At 47.9% G+C, this 25,827-nt stretch carries 26 protein-coding genes; 18 read left to right on the forward strand and 8 right to left on the reverse strand.

Translation table 11 applies throughout. The annotated features are described in order from the left end of the window. Window positions 1-68: 68 nt before the first annotated feature. Entirely contained in the window at window positions 69-1,547 is a 1,479-nt protein-coding gene (locus tag NG833_RS09835) for a YdiU family protein (RefSeq protein WP_254565114.1), read from the reverse strand. A 344-nt stretch (window positions 1,548-1,891) separates the two neighbouring features. Between NG833_RS09835 and NG833_RS09840 the strand changes: the two genes are divergently transcribed. From NG833_RS09840 to NG833_RS09850, 3 genes are all read left to right on the forward strand, one after another. Beyond that, window positions 1,892-2,194 carry a Calvin cycle protein CP12 gene (locus NG833_RS09840; protein WP_254565115.1) on the forward strand — a complete coding sequence of 101 codons (303 nt, stop codon included), beginning with the start codon at window positions 1,892-1,894 and terminating at the stop codon, window positions 2,192-2,194. A 64-nt stretch (window positions 2,195-2,258) separates the two neighbouring features. Continuing rightward, complete coding sequence (locus NG833_RS09845) at window positions 2,259-2,447, forward strand: hypothetical protein (RefSeq protein WP_254565116.1); 189 nt, start codon at window positions 2,259-2,261, stop codon at window positions 2,445-2,447. Window positions 2,448-2,478: 31 nt separating this feature from the next. Further along, window positions 2,479-2,679: a hypothetical protein gene (locus NG833_RS09850; RefSeq protein ID WP_254565117.1), complete on the forward strand. Its 201-nt coding sequence runs from the start codon at window positions 2,479-2,481 to the stop codon at window positions 2,677-2,679. A gap of 338 nt (window positions 2,680-3,017) precedes the next feature. On the opposite strand, the gene yidD is transcribed toward NG833_RS09850, so the two are convergent. Further along, a complete protein-coding gene (gene yidD / locus NG833_RS09855) occupies window positions 3,018-3,269 on the reverse strand; it encodes a membrane protein insertion efficiency factor YidD (protein WP_254565118.1) in 252 nt (83 codons plus the stop codon). Window positions 3,270-3,432: 163 nt separating this feature from the next. Here yidD and NG833_RS09860 point away from each other — a divergent pair, with 163 nt between their 5' ends. Next, window positions 3,433-4,131, forward strand: a complete 699-nt coding sequence (locus NG833_RS09860) for a diacylglycerol/polyprenol kinase family protein (RefSeq protein ID WP_254565119.1) — start codon at window positions 3,433-3,435, stop codon at window positions 4,129-4,131. 160 nt (window positions 4,132-4,291) lie between these two features. Here the strand turns inward: NG833_RS09860 and NG833_RS09865 are convergent, their stop codons facing one another. Then, window positions 4,292-4,438: an isochorismate synthase gene (locus NG833_RS09865; protein ID WP_254565120.1), complete on the reverse strand. Its 147-nt coding sequence runs from the start codon at window positions 4,436-4,438 to the stop codon at window positions 4,292-4,294. A 478-nt stretch (window positions 4,439-4,916) separates the two neighbouring features. On the opposite strand from NG833_RS09865, the gene NG833_RS09870 reads away from it, so the two are divergent. From NG833_RS09870 to NG833_RS09885, 4 genes are all read left to right on the forward strand, one after another. After that, complete coding sequence (locus NG833_RS09870) at window positions 4,917-6,329, forward strand: nicotinate phosphoribosyltransferase (protein ID WP_254565121.1); 1,413 nt, start codon at window positions 4,917-4,919, stop codon at window positions 6,327-6,329. A gap of 295 nt (window positions 6,330-6,624) precedes the next feature. Then, complete coding sequence (locus tag NG833_RS09875; RefSeq protein WP_254565122.1) at window positions 6,625-7,203, forward strand: nicotinate-nucleotide adenylyltransferase; 579 nt, start codon at window positions 6,625-6,627, stop codon at window positions 7,201-7,203. 4 nt (window positions 7,204-7,207) lie between these two features. Continuing rightward, window positions 7,208-7,924 carry an NUDIX domain-containing protein gene (locus tag NG833_RS09880; protein WP_254565123.1) on the forward strand — a complete coding sequence of 239 codons (717 nt, stop codon included), beginning with the start codon at window positions 7,208-7,210 and terminating at the stop codon, window positions 7,922-7,924. 189 nt (window positions 7,925-8,113) lie between these two features. Beyond that, window positions 8,114-9,880 (forward strand): NAD+ synthase, encoded by a 1,767-nt coding sequence (locus NG833_RS09885; RefSeq protein ID WP_254565124.1) that lies wholly within the window; start codon window positions 8,114-8,116, stop codon window positions 9,878-9,880. Window positions 9,881-10,481: 601 nt separating this feature from the next. Here NG833_RS09885 and NG833_RS09890 read toward each other — a convergent pair. After that, complete coding sequence (locus tag NG833_RS09890) at window positions 10,482-11,252, reverse strand: pentapeptide repeat-containing protein (protein ID WP_254565125.1); 771 nt, start codon at window positions 11,250-11,252, stop codon at window positions 10,482-10,484. 321 nt (window positions 11,253-11,573) lie between these two features. Between NG833_RS09890 and NG833_RS09895 the strand changes: the two genes are divergently transcribed. From NG833_RS09895 to NG833_RS09910, 4 genes are all read left to right on the forward strand, one after another. Then, window positions 11,574-11,834 carry a hypothetical protein gene (locus tag NG833_RS09895; protein ID WP_254565126.1) on the forward strand — a complete coding sequence of 87 codons (261 nt, stop codon included), beginning with the start codon at window positions 11,574-11,576 and terminating at the stop codon, window positions 11,832-11,834. 625 nt (window positions 11,835-12,459) lie between these two features. Then, window positions 12,460-12,654 carry a hypothetical protein gene (locus NG833_RS09900; RefSeq protein ID WP_254565127.1) on the forward strand — a complete coding sequence of 65 codons (195 nt, stop codon included), beginning with the start codon at window positions 12,460-12,462 and terminating at the stop codon, window positions 12,652-12,654. A gap of 9 nt (window positions 12,655-12,663) precedes the next feature. Continuing rightward, a complete protein-coding gene (locus NG833_RS09905; protein WP_254565128.1) occupies window positions 12,664-12,816 on the forward strand; it encodes a hypothetical protein in 153 nt (50 codons plus the stop codon). 239 nt (window positions 12,817-13,055) lie between these two features. Beyond that, the gene (locus NG833_RS09910; RefSeq protein WP_254565129.1) at window positions 13,056-13,745 is read left to right on the forward strand and encodes a hypothetical protein; all 690 of its coding nucleotides are present in this window, start codon (window positions 13,056-13,058) and stop codon (window positions 13,743-13,745) included. Between the two features lie 226 nt (window positions 13,746-13,971). Here NG833_RS09910 and NG833_RS09915 read toward each other — a convergent pair whose 3' ends face one another. Both NG833_RS09915 and NG833_RS09920 read right to left on the reverse strand, forming a co-directional pair. After that, window positions 13,972-14,598 (reverse strand): hypothetical protein, encoded by a 627-nt coding sequence (locus NG833_RS09915; protein WP_254565130.1) that lies wholly within the window; start codon window positions 14,596-14,598, stop codon window positions 13,972-13,974. A gap of 788 nt (window positions 14,599-15,386) precedes the next feature. Further along, the gene (locus NG833_RS09920) at window positions 15,387-15,764 is read right to left on the reverse strand and encodes a hypothetical protein (protein ID WP_254565131.1); all 378 of its coding nucleotides are present in this window, start codon (window positions 15,762-15,764) and stop codon (window positions 15,387-15,389) included. Window positions 15,765-15,877: 113 nt separating this feature from the next. Here NG833_RS09920 and hemC point away from each other — a divergent pair, with 113 nt between their 5' ends. The 3 genes from hemC (at window position 15,878) to glgA (ending at window position 19,274) form a co-directional block, all read left to right on the forward strand. Further along, window positions 15,878-16,846, forward strand: a complete 969-nt coding sequence (gene hemC, locus NG833_RS09925) for a hydroxymethylbilane synthase (protein ID WP_254565132.1) — start codon at window positions 15,878-15,880, stop codon at window positions 16,844-16,846. A gap of 128 nt (window positions 16,847-16,974) precedes the next feature. Further along, entirely contained in the window at window positions 16,975-17,700 is a 726-nt protein-coding gene (locus NG833_RS09930) for a glycoside hydrolase family 108 protein (RefSeq protein WP_254565133.1), read from the forward strand. Between the two features lie 203 nt (window positions 17,701-17,903). Then, window positions 17,904-19,274, forward strand: a complete 1,371-nt coding sequence (gene glgA, locus NG833_RS09935; protein ID WP_254565152.1) for a glycogen synthase GlgA — start codon at window positions 17,904-17,906, stop codon at window positions 19,272-19,274. Window positions 19,275-19,414: 140 nt separating this feature from the next. Here the strand turns inward: glgA and NG833_RS09940 are convergent, their stop codons facing one another. Continuing rightward, a complete protein-coding gene (locus tag NG833_RS09940) occupies window positions 19,415-20,329 on the reverse strand; it encodes a M23 family metallopeptidase (protein ID WP_254565134.1) in 915 nt (304 codons plus the stop codon). Window positions 20,330-21,334: 1,005 nt separating this feature from the next. Then, entirely contained in the window at window positions 21,335-22,219 is an 885-nt protein-coding gene (locus NG833_RS09945) for a 4-hydroxybenzoate solanesyltransferase (RefSeq protein WP_254565135.1), read from the reverse strand. Between the two features lie 97 nt (window positions 22,220-22,316). Between NG833_RS09945 and NG833_RS09950 the strand changes: the two genes are divergently transcribed. Genes NG833_RS09950 through NG833_RS09960 form a run of 3 tightly spaced genes read left to right on the forward strand, consistent with a single transcriptional unit; the run spans window position 22,317 to window position 25,431 of the window. After that, window positions 22,317-22,520 (forward strand): hypothetical protein, encoded by a 204-nt coding sequence (locus tag NG833_RS09950; RefSeq protein ID WP_254565136.1) that lies wholly within the window; start codon window positions 22,317-22,319, stop codon window positions 22,518-22,520. After that, a complete protein-coding gene (locus tag NG833_RS09955) occupies window positions 22,517-24,166 on the forward strand; it encodes a Ppx/GppA phosphatase family protein (RefSeq protein ID WP_254565137.1) in 1,650 nt (549 codons plus the stop codon). The genes NG833_RS09950 and NG833_RS09955 overlap by 4 nt, the downstream gene beginning before the upstream one ends. Window positions 24,167-24,216: 50 nt before the next feature. Continuing rightward, a complete protein-coding gene (locus tag NG833_RS09960) occupies window positions 24,217-25,431 on the forward strand; it encodes a hypothetical protein (protein ID WP_254565138.1) in 1,215 nt (404 codons plus the stop codon). Window positions 25,432-25,827 lie beyond the last annotated feature (396 nt).

The following is a 25,827-nucleotide window of genomic DNA, read 5'->3' on the forward strand; positions in this document are numbered from 1 at the left end:
GCACAGGCTTCGCCAACGCACTCCTATAAATATCTGTACCCCACAAGTCTGGGAACCGCTATAGAGTTCTAATCCCTTTTAATTTGGTCCAACAACTCATAAAACGGCTGCCAATTATCTTCCTGGGCGATCGGTTCCCACACCGCCTCAATTTTGGGGCGGAGTATCACCGTTTGCGGATTATATTTTGCCATCCGTTCTCGCATTCCCTCTAAATCTGCTGTTCCCACAAACTGCAATAAATGAAAATAGGCTCGTTGCCAAGAGGCGAACAGTTCGGAATCGGTTTCCATCGGGCCAAAAATGCAGTCACAGTTTTCCCGCCACTCCGGAGAAAACTGCTGTCTGAGTTGCCAAAAGAACTCCGGATACTCCACCTGAGACTCAGCCAAAAGTTGCAGAGTTAATTGCACCAACTCCGTTCCTGCCTCTTCCGGCATTTCTGCCCCAAATCCCAACTTACTCAGCATCAGTTGGCGATATTCTCGGTTATAATGGTCATAATATTCCTCTAATGCGGCTTCCATGTCAGCCTCATTAATCACCGCCTTTAACGGCACTTGCAACATTTGCAGATTCCAACGACAGATTGCCGGTTGATTCCCGTAACTGTAGCGACCATAATAATCAAAGTAGGCAGCGGTAAATTTTAAGTTGTAAGTGGGAATAAAGGCAAAAGGTCCATAATCGAAACTTTCCCCGGTGATGGACATATTATCCGTATTTAACACCGCATGACAAAATCCGGCTGCCATCCATTGTGCCGTCAAGGTAGCCACCCGTTGCACCAGTTCTTGATAAAATCGGGCGTATTTTTCTTTTGGGTTTCCCGTACCCTCGGAGGTCAAGGGCGGTAGAGTATCATTGAGATGAGGATAATAATGGGCGATTACCCAATCTAAGAGTTTTTCGATTAAATCTTTTCGTCCTAAATAGTGCAACCGTTCAAAAGTGCCAAATCGAATATGAGATTCACTAAAGCGGATCATCACCGATGATCGCGTCGGAGAAGGTTCGTCTCCTCGCCACAATTGTTCGCCGGTTTCAACTAAACTGAAACAGCGAGAGGTTCTAACTCCCATCCGATGCAACATTTCGGCAGCTAAAACTTCTCTGACTCCGCCTTTGAGGGTTAACCGTCCATCGGCATGACGGGAATAAGGGGTTCTGCCACTGCCTTTGGTGCCGAAGTCGTAGAGTTTGCCATCGGTCCCCCGGACTTGTGCGTAGACAAAGCCCCGGCCATCCCCTAAATTGGGATTATATTCGCCAAATTGATAACCATGATAGCGCAGGGCTAAAAATGGTCGAACGCCCTGAAAATAACCAAAAGCTTCGATAAAATCTTCATCGGTTACGGTGGAGGGTTCTAATCCTAATTTTTGTAATAATTCGTCATTCCGAAACCGGAGAATCTGCTGGGGAAATTCAGCAGCCGGAACGATATCGTAGTAGTCTTCCCCCAAGGATTCCAGGGCAGTTTCCAGGTTGAGGGACAAAAATGGATTGGCGCGTTTTGGAGTTTGAGCGGAGTCAGCCACAGTCATAAAAGCAACGGTTCTTTACATTGGATGATCTATTTTAATCTATTTTAATAAACCTCTTACAAAAATTCGGATTGATCCCCCCAACCCCCCTTCCCAAGGGGGGCTTAAGACAATTCTGCAAGAAGTCTAATGTTTTGGAATGATAAATCAAGTGCAGTCCCCGGAAAAGGCTTTCAGGGCGTGGTATTGATGGGAGTGAAACCTTTTGCAATAAAGTGTTACGGTTATTTACACCCCCAAGGTCGGGTGGTCAAGCTACAATACAAGTATGAGGTTTTCTCGAAGGAATCGACTAGAGTCGGGTGCTTGAGAAACCTATTAATTTTTGGATGAGGTAATCCATCATGGCTCAAGTTTTAACTAGAACCCAAAGGCTCGCAAATACCCGGAATTATGGGGCAAATTCCCAAGAAAATCAAGGCCACTCCATTCCCCTGAGCCTACGCATTGATATGGCACGGGATGAAGCCAGGGCGATCGCAGCAGAAAAAGGCATTGAATCTCCCGAAAGCGCAGTAGCATGGGATATTGTCGAGGAACTCCTCAGCATCGCAGCCCACAGAAGAACCCAAGAACCAAAATCGGCTTTTGAACGCTACTGTTTAGAGCATCCAGGTGCTTCTGAAGCTCGGATTTACGATGTATAAGTTTTCAGTAAAATAGTTGATTTGATAGCCCAATCTTACTCTCCAGATTGGGCTTTTTTTCTGGATGTTTTACATTAATAATTATTACAATTTTGTAAATTTAGTCAAAAATGCGGTATGGCGGGATAGCTTTGAGGCGCAACTGCCGGAAACTTTTTTGTCAGTGATGATAATCAGAGTCAAGGATGATCTCGATCGCAGGGTAGTCATGAATGCGATCGCACCCAAATCCCCCCCTTGCCGCCAGAATTGAAAGACTTATTTACGAAATCTCTTTAACCCTTATGAAAATTTTCGATAGCAAGCACCCCAAACCCCTGGAAGAATTATTTGGTGATATCTTGTTCTCGGGCCAAATGACAAAGAGCGATCGCTATCGTCTACGGATGGCAATCTTACGCAACTCCCTGACTGAGGAGCATCAGGATATTATCAATCGCCTAATCTACAGCACTAAACGCGGCAGACTCCGCATGATGGATTAATCAAATTCTCTTCCGATGTTCAACGTCCCGACTTCAGTCGTTATCCCCAGTCGTTCGCAACAATTCACCAACCCAAAATCACTTCCCCCGTTCAACGTCCCGACTTCAGTCGTTATCTTCAGTCCTTCGCCACAATTCACCCACCCCAAACCACTTCCCCCGTTCAACGTCCCGACTTCAGTCGTTATCTTCAGTCCTTCGCCACAATTCACCAACCCAAAACCCATCTCCCCGTTCAACGTCCCGACTTCAGTCGTTGTGACGGATCAGACGGAGTAGCCCCTACAGATACCTTCCTTTCAGTTGAACGGTGGGATGATTTATATTTTGCAATCGCCTTATTTTTCCACTCCCATCGATTCAGTGTTTTTTTCAGGCACCTCCGGTACAGGGTCATATCCTCCCGGATGTAACGGATGACAGCGCAACACCCGACGGAATGCCATCCATCCCCCGCGCCTAGGTCCAAAACGGTCGATCGCCTCGATTGCATATTGGGAACAAGTCGGATGAAATCGACAAGTGGGCGGAAATAAGGGAGAAATTAACAGTCGATATCCTCGAATTAACCGAATCATCAGCCATTTCATAACTTAATCCAATAGAGAATTGCCAGGGTTTATTTATTTTGACTCGTTCTGGGACTTCCCGAGATTAGGGAAGTCCTAAATTTTTTAGAGATTGCCGATCGCCCGATGGCCTCAATCCCCTACACTCATAGAAACCTTTAAGCTGTTTTACTCCTTAAATTCTGTGTTGACTTCCCTATTCCCATTAGAATCCATTTTACCCCTGGGGTTACAAGTAGCAGCCGTTGGGTTGTGGTTGGGGTTGCTCCTGATTTTTGCTGAAGGGTTGCATCGTTTTACCCAAACTGATTCCGAAGTGGTTCGCAAGGTCGTTCATATTGGCACCGGCAATGTGATTTTGTTGGCATGGTGGCTACAGATTCCCGGTTGGGTGGCGATCGCAGCTTCTATTATAGCCGGGACGATTGCCCTAATTTCTTACCAATTTCCCATTCTCCCGGGAATTAATAGTGTCGGACGCCAAAGTTTAGGAACATTTTTCTATGCCATTAGTATCGGCATTTTGGTGGCCTGGTTTTGGCCGTTAGAACTTCCCCAATATGCCGCCATCGGAATTTTAATCATGACTTATGGAGATGGTTTAGCCGCTTTAATCGGTCAGCGGTTTGGTCAGCATCCCTATCAACTTTGGGGAGAAAAGAAGAGTTGGGAAGGGTCGGCGACAATGGCTCTGGTGAGTTTCCTGGTCACCGCTTCTATCTTAGCCCTTGTCGAGGGAAATCTCTGGAATATTGGGTTGATTGCTCTTGGGGTGGCTGGGGTGGCAACCGTCTTAGAAGCGTTTTCTAAACTGGGAATTGATAATCTCACGGTTCCCATTGGGAGTGCGGCGTTCTGCTTTTTCTTGCATCAAATTTTGTAAAGGTTGTCCCTGGAAATTTCACCTGAACTGGGGAGGTGTTGTGTCAAATTCTCCATAAAAAGAACCCCATCGGAAGGATAGGGTAGGGATGGGGTTCTTTTTAGGTATTTCAACTAATTTCAACACTCAGGTTTTGTTACACTCCTGTCCTAACTACAATCTAGGACCATTCTTCTCCTCGGTTGGGGTCGCCGTCAAAGGGTTGAACCCCGGTTTCCGGATATTTATCATCGTTGGGTCCAAAGATTCGAGCGGCTGCTTCTGAAACGTATTGGAAAAAGTCACCAATGGTTTTTGAAAGGTTCATGATAAAACTCCTCATTAGGTTCATTTAGGTTAACCGAGTCAGCGATCGCAATCCCTAGACCTCGTTACTTTTTACTTTACCTGAGTTCCCCAGGGAGCGGTCAATTTTGCAATAATTTTTAGGATAACTTATTAGTTCGCAATACTTGAATCCAGGGATTAACCGGAATGGGGCGCTAGGATGGGTTTACAATTTGTTACGATTTTAACTCAGCATAAATCCCTAGAAAATTATAGCATATTTGTTGTTAATTTGGTCTGTTTCTTTCAAGGTCGCCCAGAGAAATGCCCTCGGGAAAACGATGAGACCCGAGATTTTTAATGAATTCCACTATAACCCTGGTTGGAAAAATTGCCGAAAATCCCAGGAGATGGGGGCGATGGTCCCCATCTCCTGGGATTTTTATCCGGATCCGGTGACAGATTTTGGTAAATGCCACTATAATTAAACCAACCCCTCTCAGCAAGGAAGCTGGCACATGGCAACTGCCACTGAACCCAACGATCTCAATCCGCAACCCCCTTCCCAAGCGGGTAAAGACGGATCAGAACTGACTGTTGTCCCAGAAGACTATAGTCTGTTAACCGATCTCTATCAATTGACAATGGCCGCCTGTTACACCGGGGAAGGTCTCGACGGCAGAACCGCCAGCTTTGAGCTGTTTGTTCGTAAACTTCCCGAAGGCTTCGGTTATTTAATTGCAATGGGGTTAGCTCAAGTCTTTGAGTACCTAGAGCAATTCCGGTTCACCGAGGTCCAGATAGCCAGTTTGCAAGCCACCGGAATTTTTTCCAGGGCTTCTGATAAGTTTTGGTCCCTCCTGGCCGATGCCCGGTTTGAGGGTAATGTGTGGGCGGTTCCCGAAGGAACGGCAGTCTTTGCCAATGAACCGTTGCTGCGGGTGGAGGCCCCCCTGTGGCAAGCTCAAATCGTCGAAACCTATTTACTGAATACGATTAATTATCAGACCCTTGTCGCGACGCGATCGGCGCGCATTCGCGATGTCGCCGGTCCCGAAGCCTCCATTTTGGAGTTTGGTACCCGACGAGCCTTTAGTCCTCAAGCCTCCCTGTGGGCCGCCCGTGCTGCTTTAGCAGCCGGAATGGATGCCACCTCGAATGTGTTGGCCGCACTTAAATTAGGTCGGAAACCTTCGGGAACGATGGCTCACGCTCTGGTGATGGCCCTCTCGGCGACAGAAGGGAGTGAGATGCAGGCGTTTCGAGCGTTTCAGCATTATTTTCCCGGTTCTCCCTTACTCATTGATACTTATGATCCGATTGAAGCGGCCCGGAAAATCGCCGATCGCCTCCAAGCCGGAGAAATGGAAGTCGGAGGAGTGCGCCTGGATTCCGGGGATTTAATCCAATTGTCCAAACAGGTGCAAGAACTGCTTCCCGATGTCCCCATTTTTGTGAGTGGGGATTTGGATGAGTGGAAAATTGCCGACTTGAAAGCCTCGGGTTGTCCCATTGATGGCTTTGGCATCGGGACTAAGTTAGTTACAGGTGTTCCGGTAAATGGGGTTTATAAAATTGTAGAGATTGATGGGGTGCCGGTGATGAAAAATTCTAGCGGCAAAGTCAGCTATCCCGGACGGAAGCAGATTTTCCGACGCTATGAGGATGGACAGATTGTGGGCGATCGCCTGGGATTGGTCAGTGAGGCCATTCAACCTGGTGAAGTGCCAATGATGCAGCTATTTTTCAAAGAGGGACAGCGGGTTCATCCTCCGGAAATGTTAGAGGCGATCGCCGAAAGAACTAGACATTCCGTGGCGTCTCTTCCCCCAGAACTTCGCCGGATCAATCGACCCAGTGGTGCATCGGTAGAGATTTCGACTGCCTTACAAACCCTGACCGCAGAAACCTTACAGAATTATAAAATGTGAGCCTTTTTTTCAAACTCTGACTATTTTCACCAGTCCGGGTGCACCATCGGCGAGTTTTGTCTTGATCCTCAATTTCTGTTTTCCTCCGGGAGTGGTGAGTGATAGGGAATTCGGTTGGGATAAAAAACCCACACCCTCAAGGGTGGAGGCTCACAAGACGAAGCCTGCCTCCGCAGGCTAAAGAGAAATATAGACTTGAGACAACCGGATTGGGTATGATTCATCCCCCGGATGACTTGGAAACTCAGCACTCTAGCATTGATAGATTTTGTCGTTCTCACCCCCTCATTGAAAGATGATTACCCTTGCACTCTTTGGTACCAGTGCCGACCCCCCGACCAAAGCCCATGAAGAGATAGTCAGTTGGCTGTCTCAAGAGTTTGATGCCGTGGCAATTTGGGCGTCGGATAATCCCTTTAAGTCTCATCAAACCCCCCTGTCCCATCGATCGCAGATGTTGCAGTTGCTGATGGAAGACCCGGAGAATCCTCGGGATAATCTCTACTTTGATGCGGAACTCAGCCAACCCCGGACCTTAGAAACGGTGCGAATTGCCCGCCAAAAATGGCCCGAGGCTGAACTGTATCTGGTAATTGGGTCAGACTTAATTCCCCAGTTGCCTCGGTGGTATCAGGTGGAGGAATTGCTCTGTCTAGTCAATCTGCTGGTTGTCCCGCGACCCGGAAACCCCATTCACGAACCGGAACTAGACCGACTCCGGGAACTGGGTGCATCGGTGGCGATCGCCGACTTGCATCTTCCCGATGTTTCCTCTACCGCCTATCGTCAAACCCAAACCTCACAAGTCCTCACCCCCCCAGTGGCCCGTTATATCCAACGGGAAAACTTATACGCCTATCAGGATGTGAGCTAAACCAATGGCAGCGTCTTTGGGCCTTCCACTCAACTTTAAAGTGGGAGTCGATAATGCAATCTTCTCTGTCGATCCCGCACAAAATCGCTTGCTGGTTCTCCTCGTCATGCGCGAAAGTGACCCCTTTCTCGGACAATGGAGTTTACCCGGTACTTTAGTTCGTCACGGTGAATCCCTGGAGGATGCGGCCTATCGCATTTTATCCGAAAAAATCCAAGTCCAAAATCTCTACCTAGAGCAACTATACACCTTTGCCGGACCCGGACGCGACCCCCGGGAACTTTCCGACTCTCAACCCTTGCGCTATCTGTCCGTGAGCTATTTTGCCTTAGTCCGGTTTGAAGAAGCTCAACTGATGGGCACTGGAGTCCGGGGGATTGCCTGGTATCCCCTGGATGAAGTGCCGCATCTGGCTTTCGATCACAATTGCATGGTTGAATATGGTCATCGCCGCCTGCGAAACAAACTGGAATACAGCCCGATCGCCTTTGATGTGCTGCCGGAATTATTTACCTTAAGTGAACTGTATCAACTCTATGCAACCGTTTTAGGAGAAAATTTCTCCGATTATTCTAATTTTCGGGCCAAAATTCTCAAACTGGGCTTTTTATCGGATACAAAAATGAAAGTGTCTCGCGGCGCAGGGCGGCCAGCAGCCCTCTACCGCTTTGATGCCGAGGCATTTGCGCCGTTGAAAGATAAACCCTTAGTGTTTATTTAAGGAGAGTTTTAATATCATGTTTGTTTGCTGGATCGCCCACATTGACCTAACCCCCCAACCCCCTTCCCTCAGAGGGAAGGGGGAGAAGATGGGAGGAGAAGAGGAAGAAGTCGTTTTTTAGGCTCATTTTTCTCACTTGAAATAATTTTAAATTTTACCCGTTTATTCCCCAATTGGTTACTCAATCTTATGAAAATTGCGATCGCCCAACTCAATCCCACCATTGGAGATCTCCAAGGCAATTCCCAACAGATTCTGGAAGCTGCCACCCAAGCTGCCACCCAGGGAATTGACCTGATGCTGACTCCAGAACTCTCTTTGTGCGGTTATCCCCCTCGGGATTTGCTCTTGCGTCCGAGTTTTATCCAGGCGATGTCCGCGCAATTACAACAACTGGCCCAAGAATTACCTCCGGCAGTCGCTGTCTTGGTGGGAACCGTGGAAACCCATACCCTCGCCCATACCACCGGAGGCAAATCCTTATATAATAGTATCGCCTTACTTTTCAAGGGCAAAATTCAACACTATTTCCACAAACGCCTATTGCCGACCTACGATGTATTTGATGAAAATCGCTATTTTGAACCCTCCTATGTCAGTAATTATTTTAATTTAGGAGAATTCGGCATTCCCGCCAATCCCGAGGTTTCTCCCCCCATCCGCATCGGGGTAACGATTTGCGAAGACTTATGGAATGATGAAGAATTTTGGGGAAAACGGCAATACCCCACTAATCCCATTGCCAATTTAGTCGAAGAAGGAGCGGATATCATTATTAATTTATCCGCCTCTCCCTACAGTATGGGGAAACAAAAACTCCGAGAAGCCATGCTCAATCATATCGCCGTCCGATATCACAAACCAATTATCTATGCTAATCAAGTCGGGGGCAATGATGACTTGATTTTTGATGGATATAGCATTGCCTTCAATGGAGTGGGAGAACGGGTGGCCCTCGCTGCGGGATTTCAAGCGGATTTAGTGGCGGTGGAGTTAGATGAAAACAGCCGAGATTTACGTCCGCTTTCCTTCAACAGTGGGGCGATCGCCTCTGAACCTGTCACCCCATCCCCCGCAAAACCCCTGAGTCAAGCCGAAGAAATCTGGTCCGCCTTGGTGTTGGGAGTGCGAGACTATACCCGCAAATGTGGATTTTCTAAAGTGGTGATTGGGTTAAGTGGGGGGATTGACTCGTCCCTAGTGGCGGCGATCGCTAGTGAGGCGATCGGACCCTCCAATGTTCTCGGCGTCCTCATGTCTTCCCCCCATACCTCCCAACAATCCGTTATTGATGCACAGGAACTCGCCGAAAACCTCGGCATAAAAACCTACTCCCTTCCCATCGAGAATTTAATGGCAGGGTATGACAAGACCCTGGAAGATTTGTTTGCCGACTCTCCCCGGGATGTCACTGAAGAAAATCTGCAAGCGCGGATTCGCGGGAATTTATTAATGGCAATCTCCAATAAATTTGGATATCTGCTCATTTCTACTGGGAATAAATCAGAAATGGCTGTGGGATATTGTACCTTGTATGGGGATATGAATGGGGGATTAGCCGCTATTTCTGATGTGCCGAAAACTCAAGTTTATGCCATTTGCCAATGGCTCAATTCCCGAGAACCGGGGAAAATTATTATTCCTGAAAGTGTCCTGAGTAAACCCCCGAGTGCCGAACTCAAACCGGGACAAATTGACCAAGATTCCCTGCCGCCTTATGACATTCTGGATGATATTCTCGATCGCCTGATTCACAATCATGAATCGATTCCCCAAATTGTCGCGGCAGGATATGAACCGGCCTTAGTGCAACGGGTGGTGAAGTTGTTAAATGGGGCGGAATTTAAGCGCCGACAAGCCCCCCCGGGATTGAAAGTCACCGATCGCGCCTTTGGAACAGGGTGGCGAATGCCGATCGCCGCCAAGGTGCCGCAGGTTCCCCTCTCTGCTGAATAAGGAAACATCGAAAACCGGCGAGGGGTTTAACCTTCGTCGGTTTTGTTGATCCGCCCCGTCTACCTCCACCCCCATGCTGTAGCGGGAATCGGGGTGGGAGAGGGGTGATGATTGATGCGATCGGTCTATCGGGTTTCTAGGATAAAAAATTGTAAAAGTAGATGCACGGAATTAGAGACAATCGACTCGATGGCGGAGTTATTTAATCAGCATGACCAGGGGGGATAGGGAACCCCGATCCGATTGATGAGAGTGTCGTTGCGGGGCAAATTGGTCAGAACCACTCGCAAAAACACTGAGTATTAAGGTAATTATCGCTGATAAAAATAGTTTTTCCCATATCATTGGCGCACCTTCCTTTTCAATGGCCGATTCAACTCCTCTATTAGTAGAATCGCTGATTAACCAGAGCCAGTGAGTGATTCAGATCGCAAAGGATTGGTGAGATTTGAGCAAATGGGAATGCGATCGAGATCGCACTCCCTGCGTAAATTCACCCAGAATTGGTACTCCCAAGCCTGGGATCGCCTATTCTTCAGTAAATTGAATCCCTTTAGCCTGAAGCCGGTCAAATCCAAAAGCTCACCATTCTACAAAAGGTTTACAACATTAATCGCAGCAACAGTACCCCCATCGACCCGACAAACCGCATAAATCCGCCCCCGCCTGCCCCGGCTTCTTCTGGATTTTGAGCCGCTTCAATTTGAGCAATCAGGGCTTCTGTCGCTTCAAAAGCCTGAGTATTGTTTTGAATCGCAAACAATTGTTTCGCATATTCGGCATCGCCCTGAGCACCGGAGAAATCGCCTGTATCCGCCCGCACGATACTGCGTGCGAGATAGGCGGGGGCAAATTCCGGATCCAGGACTAATGCCTGATTGAAATAGGCGATCGCCTTCTTGTGATTGTTGCGCTGGGCTTCGGCAACCCCCCAGTTATAAACATCCTCTACCGCTAAGGCGGTCCTCGGAGCTCCGATCGCCCCTTGGAGGTTTGCCCCATCCAACTGTGCGCCGGTTAAGTCCACATCCACGAGATATGCCTCGCGTAAATCGGCACCCCGCAGATCCGCACCCTGGAAATTCACCCCCATCAGGTTCGCGCCAAAGAACGATGCCCCTTGGAGGTTCGCACCACTGAGGTCCGCCCCGGTTAGTTGAGCACGACTCAGATTCGCCCGGACTAAATTGGCCCCACTCAGTTGAGCATTCGCCAGATCTGCCATCACCAAACCAGCACCACTGAGGTCGCACTGGGGACATTGCTTGGTGGAAAGCAGTTGTTGAGTATGTTGAACATTTTCGGCAGTGGCAACACTCGTCAAGCACAGGGAACTGAACAAGACGGCAGGAAGGAGAAATTTTCGGTTCATAGTCGATCCTTAATGGCTACAGAAACACAGGAATCTCGCCCTGGGAAAAACCCGTGGAATCAATGCTGGAATCAACACCTTGACCCCAGAGGTCACTTGATTATTTTAAAGGGTTTGGGGAGTTGCCAACGGGTGAATCCCGGGGATCGCCAGGGTGGTGGTGAGTTTCCCCCCGGGTGGCGATGCGATCGGCCTCACTGAGTTCTGTAGAGTTCAGTCACAAGGTCAACCCAGGCGGACTCACCGGACCCCTCGCCCGCGATCGCTGCATTAGGAAAACTTTTAGGGAATATTAGTTATATTAATGATTGGGAAATCGCTATGTCAACTTCGCCTTACTCGGGCCAATCCCCAGAACCCAAGCCCCTGTGCGATTTGAAAGCACGTCTGATTCAGACGGTGAGCAACGAGTTTCTGGGTCCCTTAGAGATCGTTCACCAGTCTACCTATTTATTAGCCTGTTTTGGCAATACCTGGGAAATCACCACCTGCATTCAACATTTGCATCGCATTCAAGAGGCGGTTGAACAAATGAATGCTGTCTTAGAAAAGTGTCTGGAGACCGAGAGAAAAGGGGACTGAATTAAAGCTATTGCCCTAGCCTGTTTTCAGGTTTTCTGATAGTATCTAGTCAAGTTAGACCTTAGCCGTTGCTTTCTAATTCGTTATCTTTCTAATCTTTTTATTCCCCGGAACCAGCATTCAAATCCATATTTTCTGAGCCAGACCTCGGGGTTGGTTGGCTGGCTCTCTCTTCTGGAGTGATGAATCCTGAACACCAGACCGATTCAGATAGAGGATCGGGTAATTCAACTCGTTCAAAAGCGTTTAATGGGCTGAATCATCCAGGCTTGTAAATCAGGATAATAATTGTCAAATATTTCAATAGGGATTCTCTTCAAGATTTCAGTATTTTATTGCCTAAATCCTAGGAAAGCATGAGAGATTGGGCTTAAATGTACTCAACCCCATGACTAGGAGTGCGAGCAAGATGCTCGCTTTCTCAATGACCAACTGATTATAGATTGGCTATATGATCAAGTCGTCCCGATCGCCTTGAGGACAAACCTCAGACGGGAATGGCCACCCGAGTCTCTGACACAGAGGCTCAATGGGGCAGATCTGCCACAAGATAGCCCGGGAAATTTTCATGGGGAATCCGTGACCTAAATTTTAGCGACCCAGTGGTACGCTTAGAAAGGCAAGGGTGAACATTGCTTTAGACAATGCAGTGATACAGCAGACCTGGAGCGGTTCCTGTGGTGCTATTTGCCACGATCCAAGAGGCGATCGCATCTGGTTGATTGATCGCCAGGGAGAAGAGACATTGATCCCCAGTCCATTCCGCAGTTGCAAGGCGATCGCTACCGGGTTAGGTGTGGGACCCCATGAACAACCCTAAGCCATAATCTTGCGCCCAGACAATCCCAGAGTTCCTCAACTGGGAGATCCCCGGGCGATCGGACTGGTTGAGATCCCAGTCAGCACTTTTGAAAGAGTCCCTTATCAGGGAAATCAACTGAGAAAGTCCGGCGATCGCCTGCATGATGCGATCGCGCACTGAAGTCAACTCAATCTCCCTTCGCAGATCTCCCCGTCGAGGCTAAATTCCGGGACACCGCGATCGGGCAAACAATCCCGATCTAGATTGCCTCAATCGGTACTCTTTTAACAAACCCTAGGGCGAAATCTTTTTTCTCGTTCTCGTTATTTACCTGCATTATTATAGACGGGCATTTCATGAAACTTAAGTGGCTGTTTTTTTTAGCAATATTCACCCTCTTTTTCTTGGGGGCTCGCGAGGTGACCCAGGTCCAAAAAGACCCGATTCCCCCTGTCACTGTTACCCCAGAAACAGAGCGCGTAGATTTTCCCCTCATTCCTGGAAGCTACTGGGTTTATGAAGGAATGACTCAGTGGATATCCCCCAATTCAGGTCAAATCAACCAAACCCCGATCGCCTGGAAAATGGAAGTGGTCGATACCTTTGAACGCGGACCTTTGAAAATTGCGATTTTAAAAGGATATCCCGCTGATGTCGCCTGGTATAGTCAGGGAAAAGAACGGGGAGACCATTTAATGATTGAAGTATCCCCGGGAAAGTTTTATTTAGTCAGTGATGAAAGAGCCAGACTGGTCTTGCAACGGTTAACCGATGAGGCGGATGTGTTAGTTAACCTACTAGAAGACTTAGAACTCTTGCTAGATCTGCCTTTAATTCCGGGGAAAGTATTTGGTTCCTCAGAACAAATTACGCGGCTTGATGGGGGATATCGATGGAATGTTGAGGCAGTTGAGCAAGTGAAGTTAGACGCCGAGGGGATTTCATCAAGGGAGAGTCATATTCAGTATCATTTAACCTTCCGAACTGCACCGGATCTGATTAATATTTATTTTGTACCCGGCATCGGGATTACTCGATATCAATATCAACATCAGGGGGCGAACGCAGAAACCGACCTCAAATTAATTGAATATTATCCGGGAAATTAAGGCTCTTGAGAGGGGCAGAATCAACCTGAATTGAGGCGGTGCGATCGCCTTCTTCATTAAAGCCCTGTTCATCCAGATATCGGGGCAAAAGCCGTTCAGCTCCATCTGACTGACCTATTTTAGAATTCCAAAACCCTGAGTTGGTCAGGGTTTAGAAGTTCATAAATTGAAGCTGATTTTTCAATCGGGTTGAGTTGGTTGAGTCTGTATTTCTCATTAAGCTACACTAGCTCACTGCGGGAGCAGCAACCAACTGGGTTACCCCTCTATTCATTTGGTAAGAGTTGGATTGAGTCGGAGAAACCGAGAGTTCATTGACTCGCTGAATCACATCCAAAAAGTCTTTAACCTCTGAGGGACTGCGAAGAATAAAAACTCGTTTATCTCCACAACATTGGTCAATTTTTTCCCGGACTAGGGAACGCTCTTGTTTCATATAGTTCCAAGTTTGGATCAACCCTTGTAAAAACCCATACTCCTGAATATTCCTAGGGTAATTACTTAAGAAAAATCCCCCAAATCTACCCTGAGATTGAAATAATCTTTTTAACAGTCTCCACACACAAACATTGTGGGGTAAGTCTAACCATATAATTGTATCAGCCGCAGCAAAACGCCGCTCGTAAATAAAATCTGGATTTGTAGTATCTCCATTTCCTTCGATAATCCAAGCCGGTTGTTGGAGATAGCTTTCTAAGCAGTTTTTGCTTTGAAACTCGGTTTTCACACCCTCTCCCGATTGGTTCAGTACGGCATCGGCATGAATGACCTCTACATTCACAATTGAACAGAGGTGATGAGCCAGGGTGGTTTTTCCCGATCCTTTAGGGCCGATAATTGCTATTTTTTTCATATTTCTATTATTCTTCATGAATTGGGTCGCTCTTCAGTTGTTAAGTTTAATTTTAGTTTAAGGTTCACGAAATAATGATCTACCTAGCAGCATAGATTTTTTGAATCAGTCTGGACGAATCGGTGAAATTGGATATCTCTAAACCCATCAATGTCTAATTAATTGATGACTTCCAGCACTCCAGTTGAATTAATAGACCTTCTGAATGACCGAGTTATATCGCTTCTCTATCTAAATGAATTAGACAATTCCTCAACGGACTGGGAGCAGCTGGCTCCCTTCAAGTCGTCGGGAGTCAGATGCTCCTAATCCTGAATCTTCTAGTAATAATGATTTAGACCGGCCTAGGGTTGACTAACTTCATAAATTCTCACCTATAGAATTAGGGAAAATTAAAGTTTTGTCCTCAAGTTTAAACGGGGGGAAATCGGTAAATTTAGATACAAAACTTAGAATATTTGGAGACCCGTGTGAAGAACGGGTTCCCCCTGCCTCCTGAACCCCAGTTGTTAGGTATGGTAAAGCCTATTTTAGTATTTTGAAATCTATCCAAATATATATCTCAGTATATTCCCCAGGTTGTAGCTACAAGCCGGAACACCCCTGCAATTCAAAAGTCTTTTAGAATTGAGGGGACGGGTTTCTCTCCTTCTCCTCTAGGTTTCAGGTTGTTTGACCCTAATGCCATGAGCAGCTCGGTTTTGAGATCTATCTCTAGAGTTAGTTTAACTGACGAGGCCGGTCTGATGAATCTATCTAATTGTAGATTTGTTAAGTTATCTGTATTTTCACGGAGTCCAAAGCCAGGGGGAAGAGGGGGAAAAGCGGAAAGATTGGAGGGAGGTTCTGACCCGTTCAGATTTTTGACCCAAATGCGGATAGAGACAGCCTCCGGTCCCCTCTTCTCGGTCTTGGGGAGGGCGATCGCCCCCCAAACTGTAGCGGCATCCTAGACGAGTAAGATGGGGAAGACTGGAGAGAGAGTCTCGGGGTGGGAGTTCATAAAATTTAACAATCAGCCGATGGGGATTGGGGAGAATTTTGGAAAGGTCGCGCGTATCGATGGCGATCGCCCCGCTTAATCGAGAAACACCTGCATAGGAACCGAGATCCCAGGCGATCGCCTGAAGCATTCCCACCCCAATTCCCCCAGACAACCCCATCATCTAACCCCCCGAGTCCCGCCATTGCCCCGATCCCCACCGCCAATTCCAGGCAAGTAGTGCGGTAGTCTATATTGAAGTACCGTATTCGGCATCAGCCACGCAACCTCAAGATTATGACCTCTACTGTTTCCGGTCCTCCCCTCACGGTTCATATTGGATCGAGAAAAAGCCAATTGGCTTTAGTGCAAACCCATTGGGTGCAAGAACAACTCCAAAAACATTTTCCCGATCGCCGGTTTGAAGTTCATACCATGAGCACTCAAGGGGACATCATCCTCGATGTCGCCCTTGCCAAAATTGGGGATAAAGGACTGTTCACCAAAGAATTAGAAGTCGGAATGCTGCAACGAGAAACCGATCTCGCCGTCCATTCCCTCAAGGACCTCCCTACCAATCTCCCGGAAGGACTCATCCTCGGATGCATCACCGAACGGGAAAATCCCGCAGATGCTCTCGTAGTCCATGAGAAACACCGAGATAAACAACTGGAAACCCTCCCGGCAGGGGCCGTGATTGGCACCTCTTCCCTGAGACGCCTAGCCCAGTTGCGCCATCACTATCCCCATTTGGAGTTTAAAGACATTCGGGGAAACCTCAACACCCGATTAGCCAAACTGGATGAAGGACAGTATGACGCGATTATCCTCGCCTTCGCAGGATTACACCGCCTGGGAATGGCCGATCGCATTCATCAAGTCATTCCCCCGGAAATCTCCCTCCATGCCGTCGGACAAGGCGCACTCGGCATCGAATGCCGCGCCAACGACCCGGAAATCCTGGACCTACTCAAAGTCCTGGAACATCCGGAAACCGCTCAACGCTGTCATGCAGAACGGGCCTTTTTACGCAGACTGGAAGGGGGTTGTCAAGTCCCGATCGGGGTCAATACCCAGATTCAGGACAACACCCTCACCTTAACCGGCATGGTTGCCAGTCTCGATGGCAAGCGACTCCTCAAAGAGAAAGTCACAGGTCCCGCCACTGACGCAGAAAAACTCGGCATCCAACTCGCCGAAACCTTGCGTCAAATGGGTGCTCAGGAAATCCTCGATGAAATCTTTGCTCAAATTCAGCGCAGTTAATCCAGGCAAGGGAGAAATTTTACCGGGAGAGTACGGGTCAGTACCTTGACCGAGTGAATTTTAGTAGAGACGCTGCTATGGAATGCGTCTCTACTTCACCCTTGCGATCGGAGTACCCAAGATTTCAAATGACTCATTCCATCAACCCCTTTGCCACTGCGCTACAGTTTACCCTCAAATGGGAAGGCGGGGCCGGACACCCGCAGGACCTCGCTGGTGCCGTCAATCGCGGGATTAGCCAAGGCACCTATGATACCTATCGTCGCAATAAAGGCTTATCGGTTCAATCGGTCCAGTTGCTGAGTGACTCAGAACTGGAAGAGATTTATTTTCACAGTTACTGGAAACTGTCCAAAGCGGATTTGATGTGTTTGCCGTTGAGTATCGTGCACTTCGATACTGCCGTGAATTTTCATGTCCCCGGCAGCATTGAGTTTTTACAAGAAGCGATCGGGGGGTTAAGCATTGATGGCAAATTTGGACCGAATACCCAACGCGCTTTGGAGAAATACAACAATCTCGAAACTGCGAAACGGTATTGTCATAGCCGAATTGCTTATCGTCATCAGCGCGTTAAAGCCGATCCCAGTCAGGAGATATTTTTAGAGGGATGGTTACGGCGCGATCGCGATTTACTCGCCTATATTGAGCAATTGGCTCAATCCGCCACCGAGACGCCACCGGAGAAATCTCCCATCTTCTCCTCCGTCCCCCCATTGCCGGAGCAAACGCGAGTCCAGGAACCCGCGAACCCGACAACATCCGAGGAAAAATCAGAAGAAGTCTTCAAAAAACTCCAGCAGGCGATCGCCTTGCTGCAAGATATCGTCGATACCCTCAAAACCACCCGATAGTCGTCATCTCTCAGCAGCCACCCCTGAAGCATTGCCTTCCTCGTCATCCAGTTTTTCATCCCAACATCTATTCCCTGTCTCAGATTTACGATACCCGTCGGCAGGTATGATGGCGGTACGGATAATTTAAGGGAACTACGCGAGTGAAGTTAAAAATATTATTTGTTGCCGCAGAAGCGGCTCCCATTGCTAAAGTGGGTGGCATGGCAGATGTCGTCGGAGCCTTGCCTAAAATTCTCAGACAGATGGGACATGATGTCCGCATCTTTCTTCCCTACTACGGCTTTCTCCCGGATAAAATGGACATTCCCGAGGACCCCGTATGGTCCGGCTATGCCATGTTCCAGGATTTCTCCGTCTATGAAAGCGTCCTTCCCGGAACCGATGTCCCCTTGTATTTATTTGGACATCCCTCCTTTATCCCTCGGCGGATTTATGCCGGAGACGATGAAGATTGGCGCTTTACCCTGTTTTCCAATGGTGCAGCAGAATTTGCTTGGAACTACTGGAAACCCGATTTAATCCATTGCCACGATTGGCATACCGGCATGATTCCAGTTTGGATGAATCAATCCCCGGATATTGCCACCGCCTTCACGATTCATAACTTAGCCTATCAAGGACCTTGGCGCTGGAAGTTAGAGCAGATGACCTGGTGTCCCTGGTATATGCAGGGTCATAATACAATGGCCGCAGCGGTGCAGTATGCCAATCTGGTCAATACGGTTTCTCCCACTTATGCGGAGCAAATTAAGACCCCAGCTTATGGCGAAACCCTAGAAGGGTTAATGTCTTTTATCAGCAGTAAATTAGTGGGAATTGTCAACGGGATTGATATCGATTCTTACAATCCCGCCACTGATAAATATTTGGAGCAAAATTTCACCGCTGAAACCATCGAAAAGCGGATGGCGAACAAGATTGCTCTGCAAGAAGAAGTGGGACTGGAGGTTAATAAAAAAGCCTTCTTAATTGGGATGGTGACCCGATTGGTGGAGCAAAAAGGTTTGGATTTGACCATTCAGATCCTGGACCGATTTATGGCTTATACCGATTCCCAGTTTATTTTACTCGGGACTGGCGATCGCAACTATGAAACCCAAATGTGGCAACTCGCCACCCGCTATCCCGGACGCATGGCCACCTATTTACTCTACAATGATTCCCTATCGCGCCGCATCTATGCGGGAAGTGATGCCTTCCTGATGCCGAGTCGCTTTGAACCCTGTGGAATCAGTCAATTATTAGCCATGCGCTATGGTTCTGTTCCCATCGTTCGTCGCACCGGGGGTTTAGTCGATACCGTCAGTCACCATGATCCCGTCAATAAACAAGGAACGGGTTACTGTTTCGATCGCTATGAAACCTTAGACCTATTTACCTGTATGATTCGCGCCTGGGAAGGCTATCGTTATCAGGATTATTGGCAACAACTCCAAATCCGAGGTATGCAACAGGACTTTAGCTGGAATAAATCCGCCAAAGAATATGTCAAGATGTATCATTCCATCTATGGCATTACCGAAGAACCCGACGACGCCGTAGAAGCAGCAGCAGAAACCGCTAAATCCTAGGGGATGATTACATAATTAAATAGCCATGAACCCAAGCCGGGTTTCTGCTCCTAATTTATGGCTTTTAGTGCCAAAATTGGGGTCAGAAACCCGGTTTTTAACCGTTAGATTACTGATGCTATCTTGGAGGATTTGAGAGATTACCGCCCTAAAATTTGAGCGCGGATGAAATCTTCGGGATTTTCTGCTACCCATCCCTCCTCAGAAGTAGCGCGAACTTCAAAATGGAGATGGGGTTCAGTGCTGTCAGGATTGCCCGAATAACCGACCCTGCCAATTTGTTGAGACTGCCGTACCTGTTCACCGAGAGTAACAGAGATATCACTCAAATGGGCGTAGCGAGTTTGTTTACCCCCGGCATGATTAATCACAATCAGATTGCCATAGGCACCCCGCTCTCCAGCAAAAACCACCACCCCTTGATCCGCCGCCAATACTGCGGTCCCGATCGCCGCCTTGTAATCAATCCCACTATGAAACTGCGGTTCTCCACTGCCTGAATTTAACCGAGTATTGCCAAATCTTAAAATCGGTTCCGCTTCTACCGGCAGAGGATAACCAGGAATCGGATTCAAGGTAGGATCTACAACCGATGACACCGTTCCGGACCCTTCTGGATTGGTACTGGACCAGATTACTCCCGGAACAAAAACAACCAGAGGAGGGGAGACTAAACAGCCATTATTATCAAAAATTGCCGCTGCCGGTATCTTATAAATTGCTTCTAAGTCGTTCCAACTTTGTCCCGGTTGGACTCGGACCTCTATCCCATCAACGGGAGGAATCCGAATCGACGTTCCCACCGGCGCTAAACCGCTTTGTAGCTGCGGATTCATCCCCATAATTGTTTCCGGTTTCAGGTTATATTGGGCGGCGATACTTTCCAGGGTTTCACCATTGGCAATCTGATGACGTTGAATGCGATCGAGTATCGGAAGTCCCAACATTGCCGGACAATTATTCGTCGGCGATTCGGTATTGGCGGTGGCACTCCAGGGAGTCAGAGTCAGGGAGAGAAGGGCAGGCAAGAAAATCAGCCAACGAGATAACATCATAGCAATTCCAGGGTAAGTATCGAGAGTGAACCCTATATCAAAGTTCAGGCTAATTTCGGAAAATCAAGGTTTTTGGTTGGATTTTACCATAATTTTTCAACCCCTGCACTCCTGCTATGGTTTCCCCTCTTAGTTCGTAGTAACGACTTCAGTCGTTTCTTATCTTAGTTTGTAGTAACGACTTCAGTCGTTCTTCTTCGTTCGTAGTAACGACTTCAGTCGTTTCTTATCTTAGTTTTTAGTAACGACTTCAGTCGTTTCCCTCTTAGTTCGTAGTAACGACTTCAGTCGTTATCTTTCTTCGTTCGTAGTAACGACTTCAGTCGTTTCCCCTCTTAGTTTACAATCTCCATAAATTAAAAATATTATTTTGTTACAAAAACTATTATTATTGTTATTTTTTGCCATAACCATTCCAATAAATTCAAATAATTTGATTGGGCAATATTAATTAACCCAAGATTCACGTATCACCTATAAAAATGTAGGGGCGATTCGCGAATCGCCTTTAAGAAACGACTGAAGTCGTTACTACGAACGAAGAAGAACGACTGAAGTCGTTACTACGAACTAAGAAGAACGACTGAAGTCGTTACTACGAACTAAGATAAGAAACGACTGAAGTCGTTACTACGAACTAAGAGGGGAAACGACTGAAGTCGTTACTACGAACACCGGATAACGACTGAAGTCGTTACTACGAACACCGGATAACGACTGAAGTCGTTACTACGAACTTAAGAAACGACTGAAGTCGTTACTACGAACTGGGGGAAATGCTTGAAATTGGGCGGTTGCAAGGGATCCAAATACCAACAATCCCGTCCGAATGATTCGGGCGGGATTGTCTGTTATAAAGATTTTTAAAAAGGCCAAGGGCCTGTCTTATGAACACCTGCAAGGGGTGCGGTTTGTTATGGTTCTACTCTATCTGAACCTAGGGCGGAAGATGATCCCCCTTTGGATAGAACTGAATGAACCAGCAGACAGAGACTAGGACGGGATTTAGGCTAAAATTCCGGCAATCATGCCAGCGAGTAAGACAAATCCGATCGCCACATTTTGACCAAAAATCTGGCCGTAAGTGGTTCTGGGAATGTCTTCCTGGCGCAGTTGGAGATATTCCCAACTCCACAGCAGAACAGCGATCGCCACGGCAATCCAAAAGGGGAAAGTTAAATCTAGCCGGATCCCCTCCCAAATCAACAATCCCGCAGTCGCCACAAAGAACAAAGCAACAGCTTCTGCCGCCCGACTGCCAAAAAATAAGGCGCTGGAGTTCACCCCCAACCGGCGATCGTCCTCGCGATCGCTCATGGCATACACCGTATCAAATCCCAAGGTCCATAACACCGTGGCCCCCCATAAAATCCAGGTTGCGGTCTCTAAGTGAGATGCTGCGGCACTCCAGCTAATTAGCACCGCAAATCCCCAGGCGATGGACAACACCAACTGAGGCACCGGAAACACTCGTTTCGCCAGAGGATAGCCAATAATCACCGGGACTGCCGCCACCGATAAGCCAAAACTCAGGGGATTGAGATACAGTGCCAGAATCCCTGCACAGGCAAAGGCGACGACTGCGACTACAATGCCAATTTTGATAGACAATTCGCGGGATGCCAACGGGCGATCGCGCGTGCGTTCCACTTGCGGATCAATATCCCGATCCCACAAATCATTCACCACGCAACCGGCGGCACTGGTTGCCAGGGACCCTAAAATAATCACCCCAACCAGAAGTACCGGGGGGGTTCCTTCCGCCGCTAAAAATACGGCCCACAGCGCCGGAATCATTAAAATCAGACGTCCGGCAGGTTTATTCCACCGTAACAGCCGGATGACTGCTTGCCAAGTCGGTTCGCTCGGGTTGGGTTGTGACGTTACCATTACATTTACTTAAATTAATTCGCGACAGGTTTCATTAATACGATATCGTTAATCTTGGGTTCAACAGTGGAATCGATCCCTGACCCCGGGATATCGGTTGGATGCAGTCTCGTCATCCAGAGCGAAAATTTGTCAATGCTTTAATCAGCAACCTCCGGGTGAGTTAAGTCAATCCAACATCAAGGATGCAACGTTTGCCTCTTTAACCGGAGATTTTCCTCAATTCCGGTTCGATTCCGGCTTGCACCCCAGTCTTAGTCAGGCGATCGCCGCCTTAATCTCCTGGAGGGAAAAACAATGACCTTGAGCAAATCCGTTCCCATCGTGAGGATTACGGACCCCGATGTGGGGAAACAACATATTCTCGCTGCAGTCGATATGGGGACGAACTCCCTGCACATGGTCGTGGTCAAAATCGACCCAACCCTACCGGCCTTTACAATTATCACCCGGGAAAAAGAAACCGTCCGTCTGGGCGATCGCGACATCAAAACCGGCAACCTCAAACCGGAAGTTATGGCACGCACCCTCAAAGCGCTGCGCCGCTTCCAGCAACGCGCCGAGAGTCTCAATGCGGAACAAGTGGTTGCGGTTGCCACCTCTGCCATGCGCGAAGCCCCCAATGGAAGGGACTTTCTCAAAGAAATCGAAACCGAACTGGGACTGCGGGTCAGTTTAATTTCTGGACAGGAAGAGGCGCGACGGATCTACCTTGGCGTTCTCTCGGGAATGGACTTTAACGAAGAACCGCATATCATTATTGATATTGGGGGCGGTTCTACGGAACTGATTTTAGGGGATGGTCAGGAACCCCGTTCCCTGAGTAGCACGAAAATTGGGGCCGTGCGTCTGACCAGCGAATTTATTACCACGGACCCCATTAGTAACAGCGAGTTTGACTTTTTGCAAGCCTACATTCGCGGGATGTTAGAGCGTCCAGTGGAGGAGTTGCAGGCGCGGTTGTACTTGGAGGAACAGCCTCGGTTGGTGGGGACTTCGGGAACCATTGAAACCCTAGCTGTGGCGATCGCCCGGGAAAAACAGGGAGTCGAACCCTCTCCCTTAACCGGCTATCAATTCAAATTAAAAGACTTATCCGATTTTGTCCAACGCTTGCGGAAACTCTCCTACAATCAACGGTTAGACATTCCGGGGATGTCGGACAAGCGCGCCGAAATTATCCTCCCGGGGGCTTTGATTTTGCTCGAAGCGATGACCCTGTTGAAGATGGACTCCCTCACCGTCTGCGAGCGATCGCTGCGGGAAGGGGTGATCGTTGATTGGATGCTCACCCACGGATTCATTGAGGACCGTCTGCGCTATCAGAGTTCCATCCGTCAACGTAGTACCCTGAAAATTGCCCAAAAACATCACGTTAATCTCGACTCTGCCGAACGAATTGCGGGATTTGTGCTGACTCTATTCGATCGCACCCAAGGGTTACTTCATGACTGGGGTTTAAATGAACGAGAATTACTCTGGTCAGCGGCAATTTTGCATAACTGCGGGATTCATATTAGTCATTCGGCTCATCACAAACACTCCTATTATCTAATTCGCAATGGGGAGTTGCTGGGATATACGGATACTGAGGTGGAAATCATCGCCAATCTGGCTCGCTATCATCGCCAGAGTGCACCGAAGAAGAAGCATGATAATTATCGGAATTTGCCGAGTAAGCAACATCGCAAAATGGTCAGTCAATTGAGTGCGTTGTTACGGTTGGCTGTTGCCTTGGACCGCCGCCAAGTTGGGGCGATCGCTCAACTCGGTTGCCGCTATTTCCCCGACACCCAACAACTGCATTTAATCCTCCATCCCAATGCACCCGATGACCCTTGCGTGTTAGAACTCTGGAGTCTCGACCAGAAAAAAGTCGTATTTGAAGAAGAATATGACGTTCAATTAATCCCCAAACTAGAAGCGGTTCCGGCTGCCCTGCGCTAACGGTTTTAGTTGCTCATTTTGCTAACCCTTTAATCCGGTGTCTGCAAGCCATGAATCTTTCTTTTGTTTCCCGATATGTTCACAGCTTAAATCGTTACAAATGGCTAGTTTTGGCGCTGATTACTGCCGGATTGGGCATCGGAGGCGTCATGGCTTTGCAGATAGAACCCGTTCCCAAATATATTGCCACGGGTTCTTTACGCGGGAATCAAACCACAGATTCTTTATCGGAAACTACCCGGCAAATTATTAATCAAGGGCAGCAATTTTCTCAGCCGGAAGAGTTGGTGCGGTTGCTGTTGGCGGATAATGTGATTCAGGCGGTGGCGGATAATGTGAATCTGTCTGCGGTGGAAGTCCGCGATCGCCTATTATTGAAACTCCCCAGTCCCGAAACCTCCGGGTCTCTGCGGGTGATGTATCGAGATAATAACTCCGAACGCGCCCTCCAAACTGCATCGGGACTGATGCAGGCAATGGTTCAACAGAGTCAACTGATTAATAAAGCTCGTCTCAATGGCGTGGTGGAACAGCTCAATCTCCGCCTCTCCCAAGCGCGGCAAGAACTCCAGTCCGCCCAACAAAATTTGGATGAGTATTATGGCTATGATGAGGCCGAGCGATCGCAACTGCAACAAGAGGTGACCCTCAAACAAGAAAGACTGACTCAACTCCAAACTGCTGTGACTGAAGCAACAACGGCGCAAGGGGAAATGATCAGTAGTTTGAAGATTGCCGAATCCCCCCAAGTTGCCGAAACCCACGCCAATCAACCCTTTATTACAACCTTAGCCCTCGGGGCGATCGCCGGATTAGCCCTCAGTGCCCTGGTGATTTTAGTCTTAGCTTTAGTCACGAACCCACTCCATTACAAAGCATTTCGCCGTCAGTTACTGGCCGCTTATCAAGGACGATGCCCCATTACCGGCTGTGATGTAGAAGCGGCCCTGGAAGTGGTTCGTCTCGACCCCAGTCAGGTAACCCGTTCTAGTGATATCTGGAATGGCTTAATTTTACGGGCGGATATTCAACGGTTATTCGCCGCCAAGCAAATCGCGATCGAACCGGGAACGTTACAGGTGATGCTGTCTCCCGAATTAAGTAAAACTAACTATGGCAAATTAGCCCGTCGGCGGCTGACTGTCCCAGAGGAGGAAGCGGATCAACCGAACCTAGATGCCCTAGACGCACATTATCGCCAATGTTCGTGGATTACAGACTTTACTCCAAAACCGAGAGAAACCGAAGATTTAAAATCAATTTAAATTTTCGGTAGTATTTTCCGTAATTCTACGGATAAAATCCCAATTTGCGGATTTTAAATCCTTGAGTTTTGTGCAGTTTAGGTCAACCGTTTTTATAAAGATAAAGCCATAAACCGGAAAAACTTCATCAAAATTTCATACAAATGGGGAACTATTTAGAAATAAAATGAGCAATGACTCCCTGGGCAGATAAAAAGTTCAACCCTTTTTAAATTCGGGGGTATAGAGGGGGATTGAAGAGCAAACTAAACGGATGAAAAATGCTAAAAACCTTTTGTATTCATCTCTTCGGGAGTTGCAGGCTGGGCGATTTTCAACCCCCTACAAAAACAATTTATTTTTTCTATCTTTCTTGTCCAGATAGAGCATAAGGAATGCGTATTAGGGAATATCAGT

The organism is Oscillatoria sp. HE19RPO (assembly GCF_024220515.1).
Classification (GTDB): domain Bacteria; phylum Cyanobacteriota; class Cyanobacteriia; order Cyanobacteriales; family Laspinemataceae; genus Laspinema.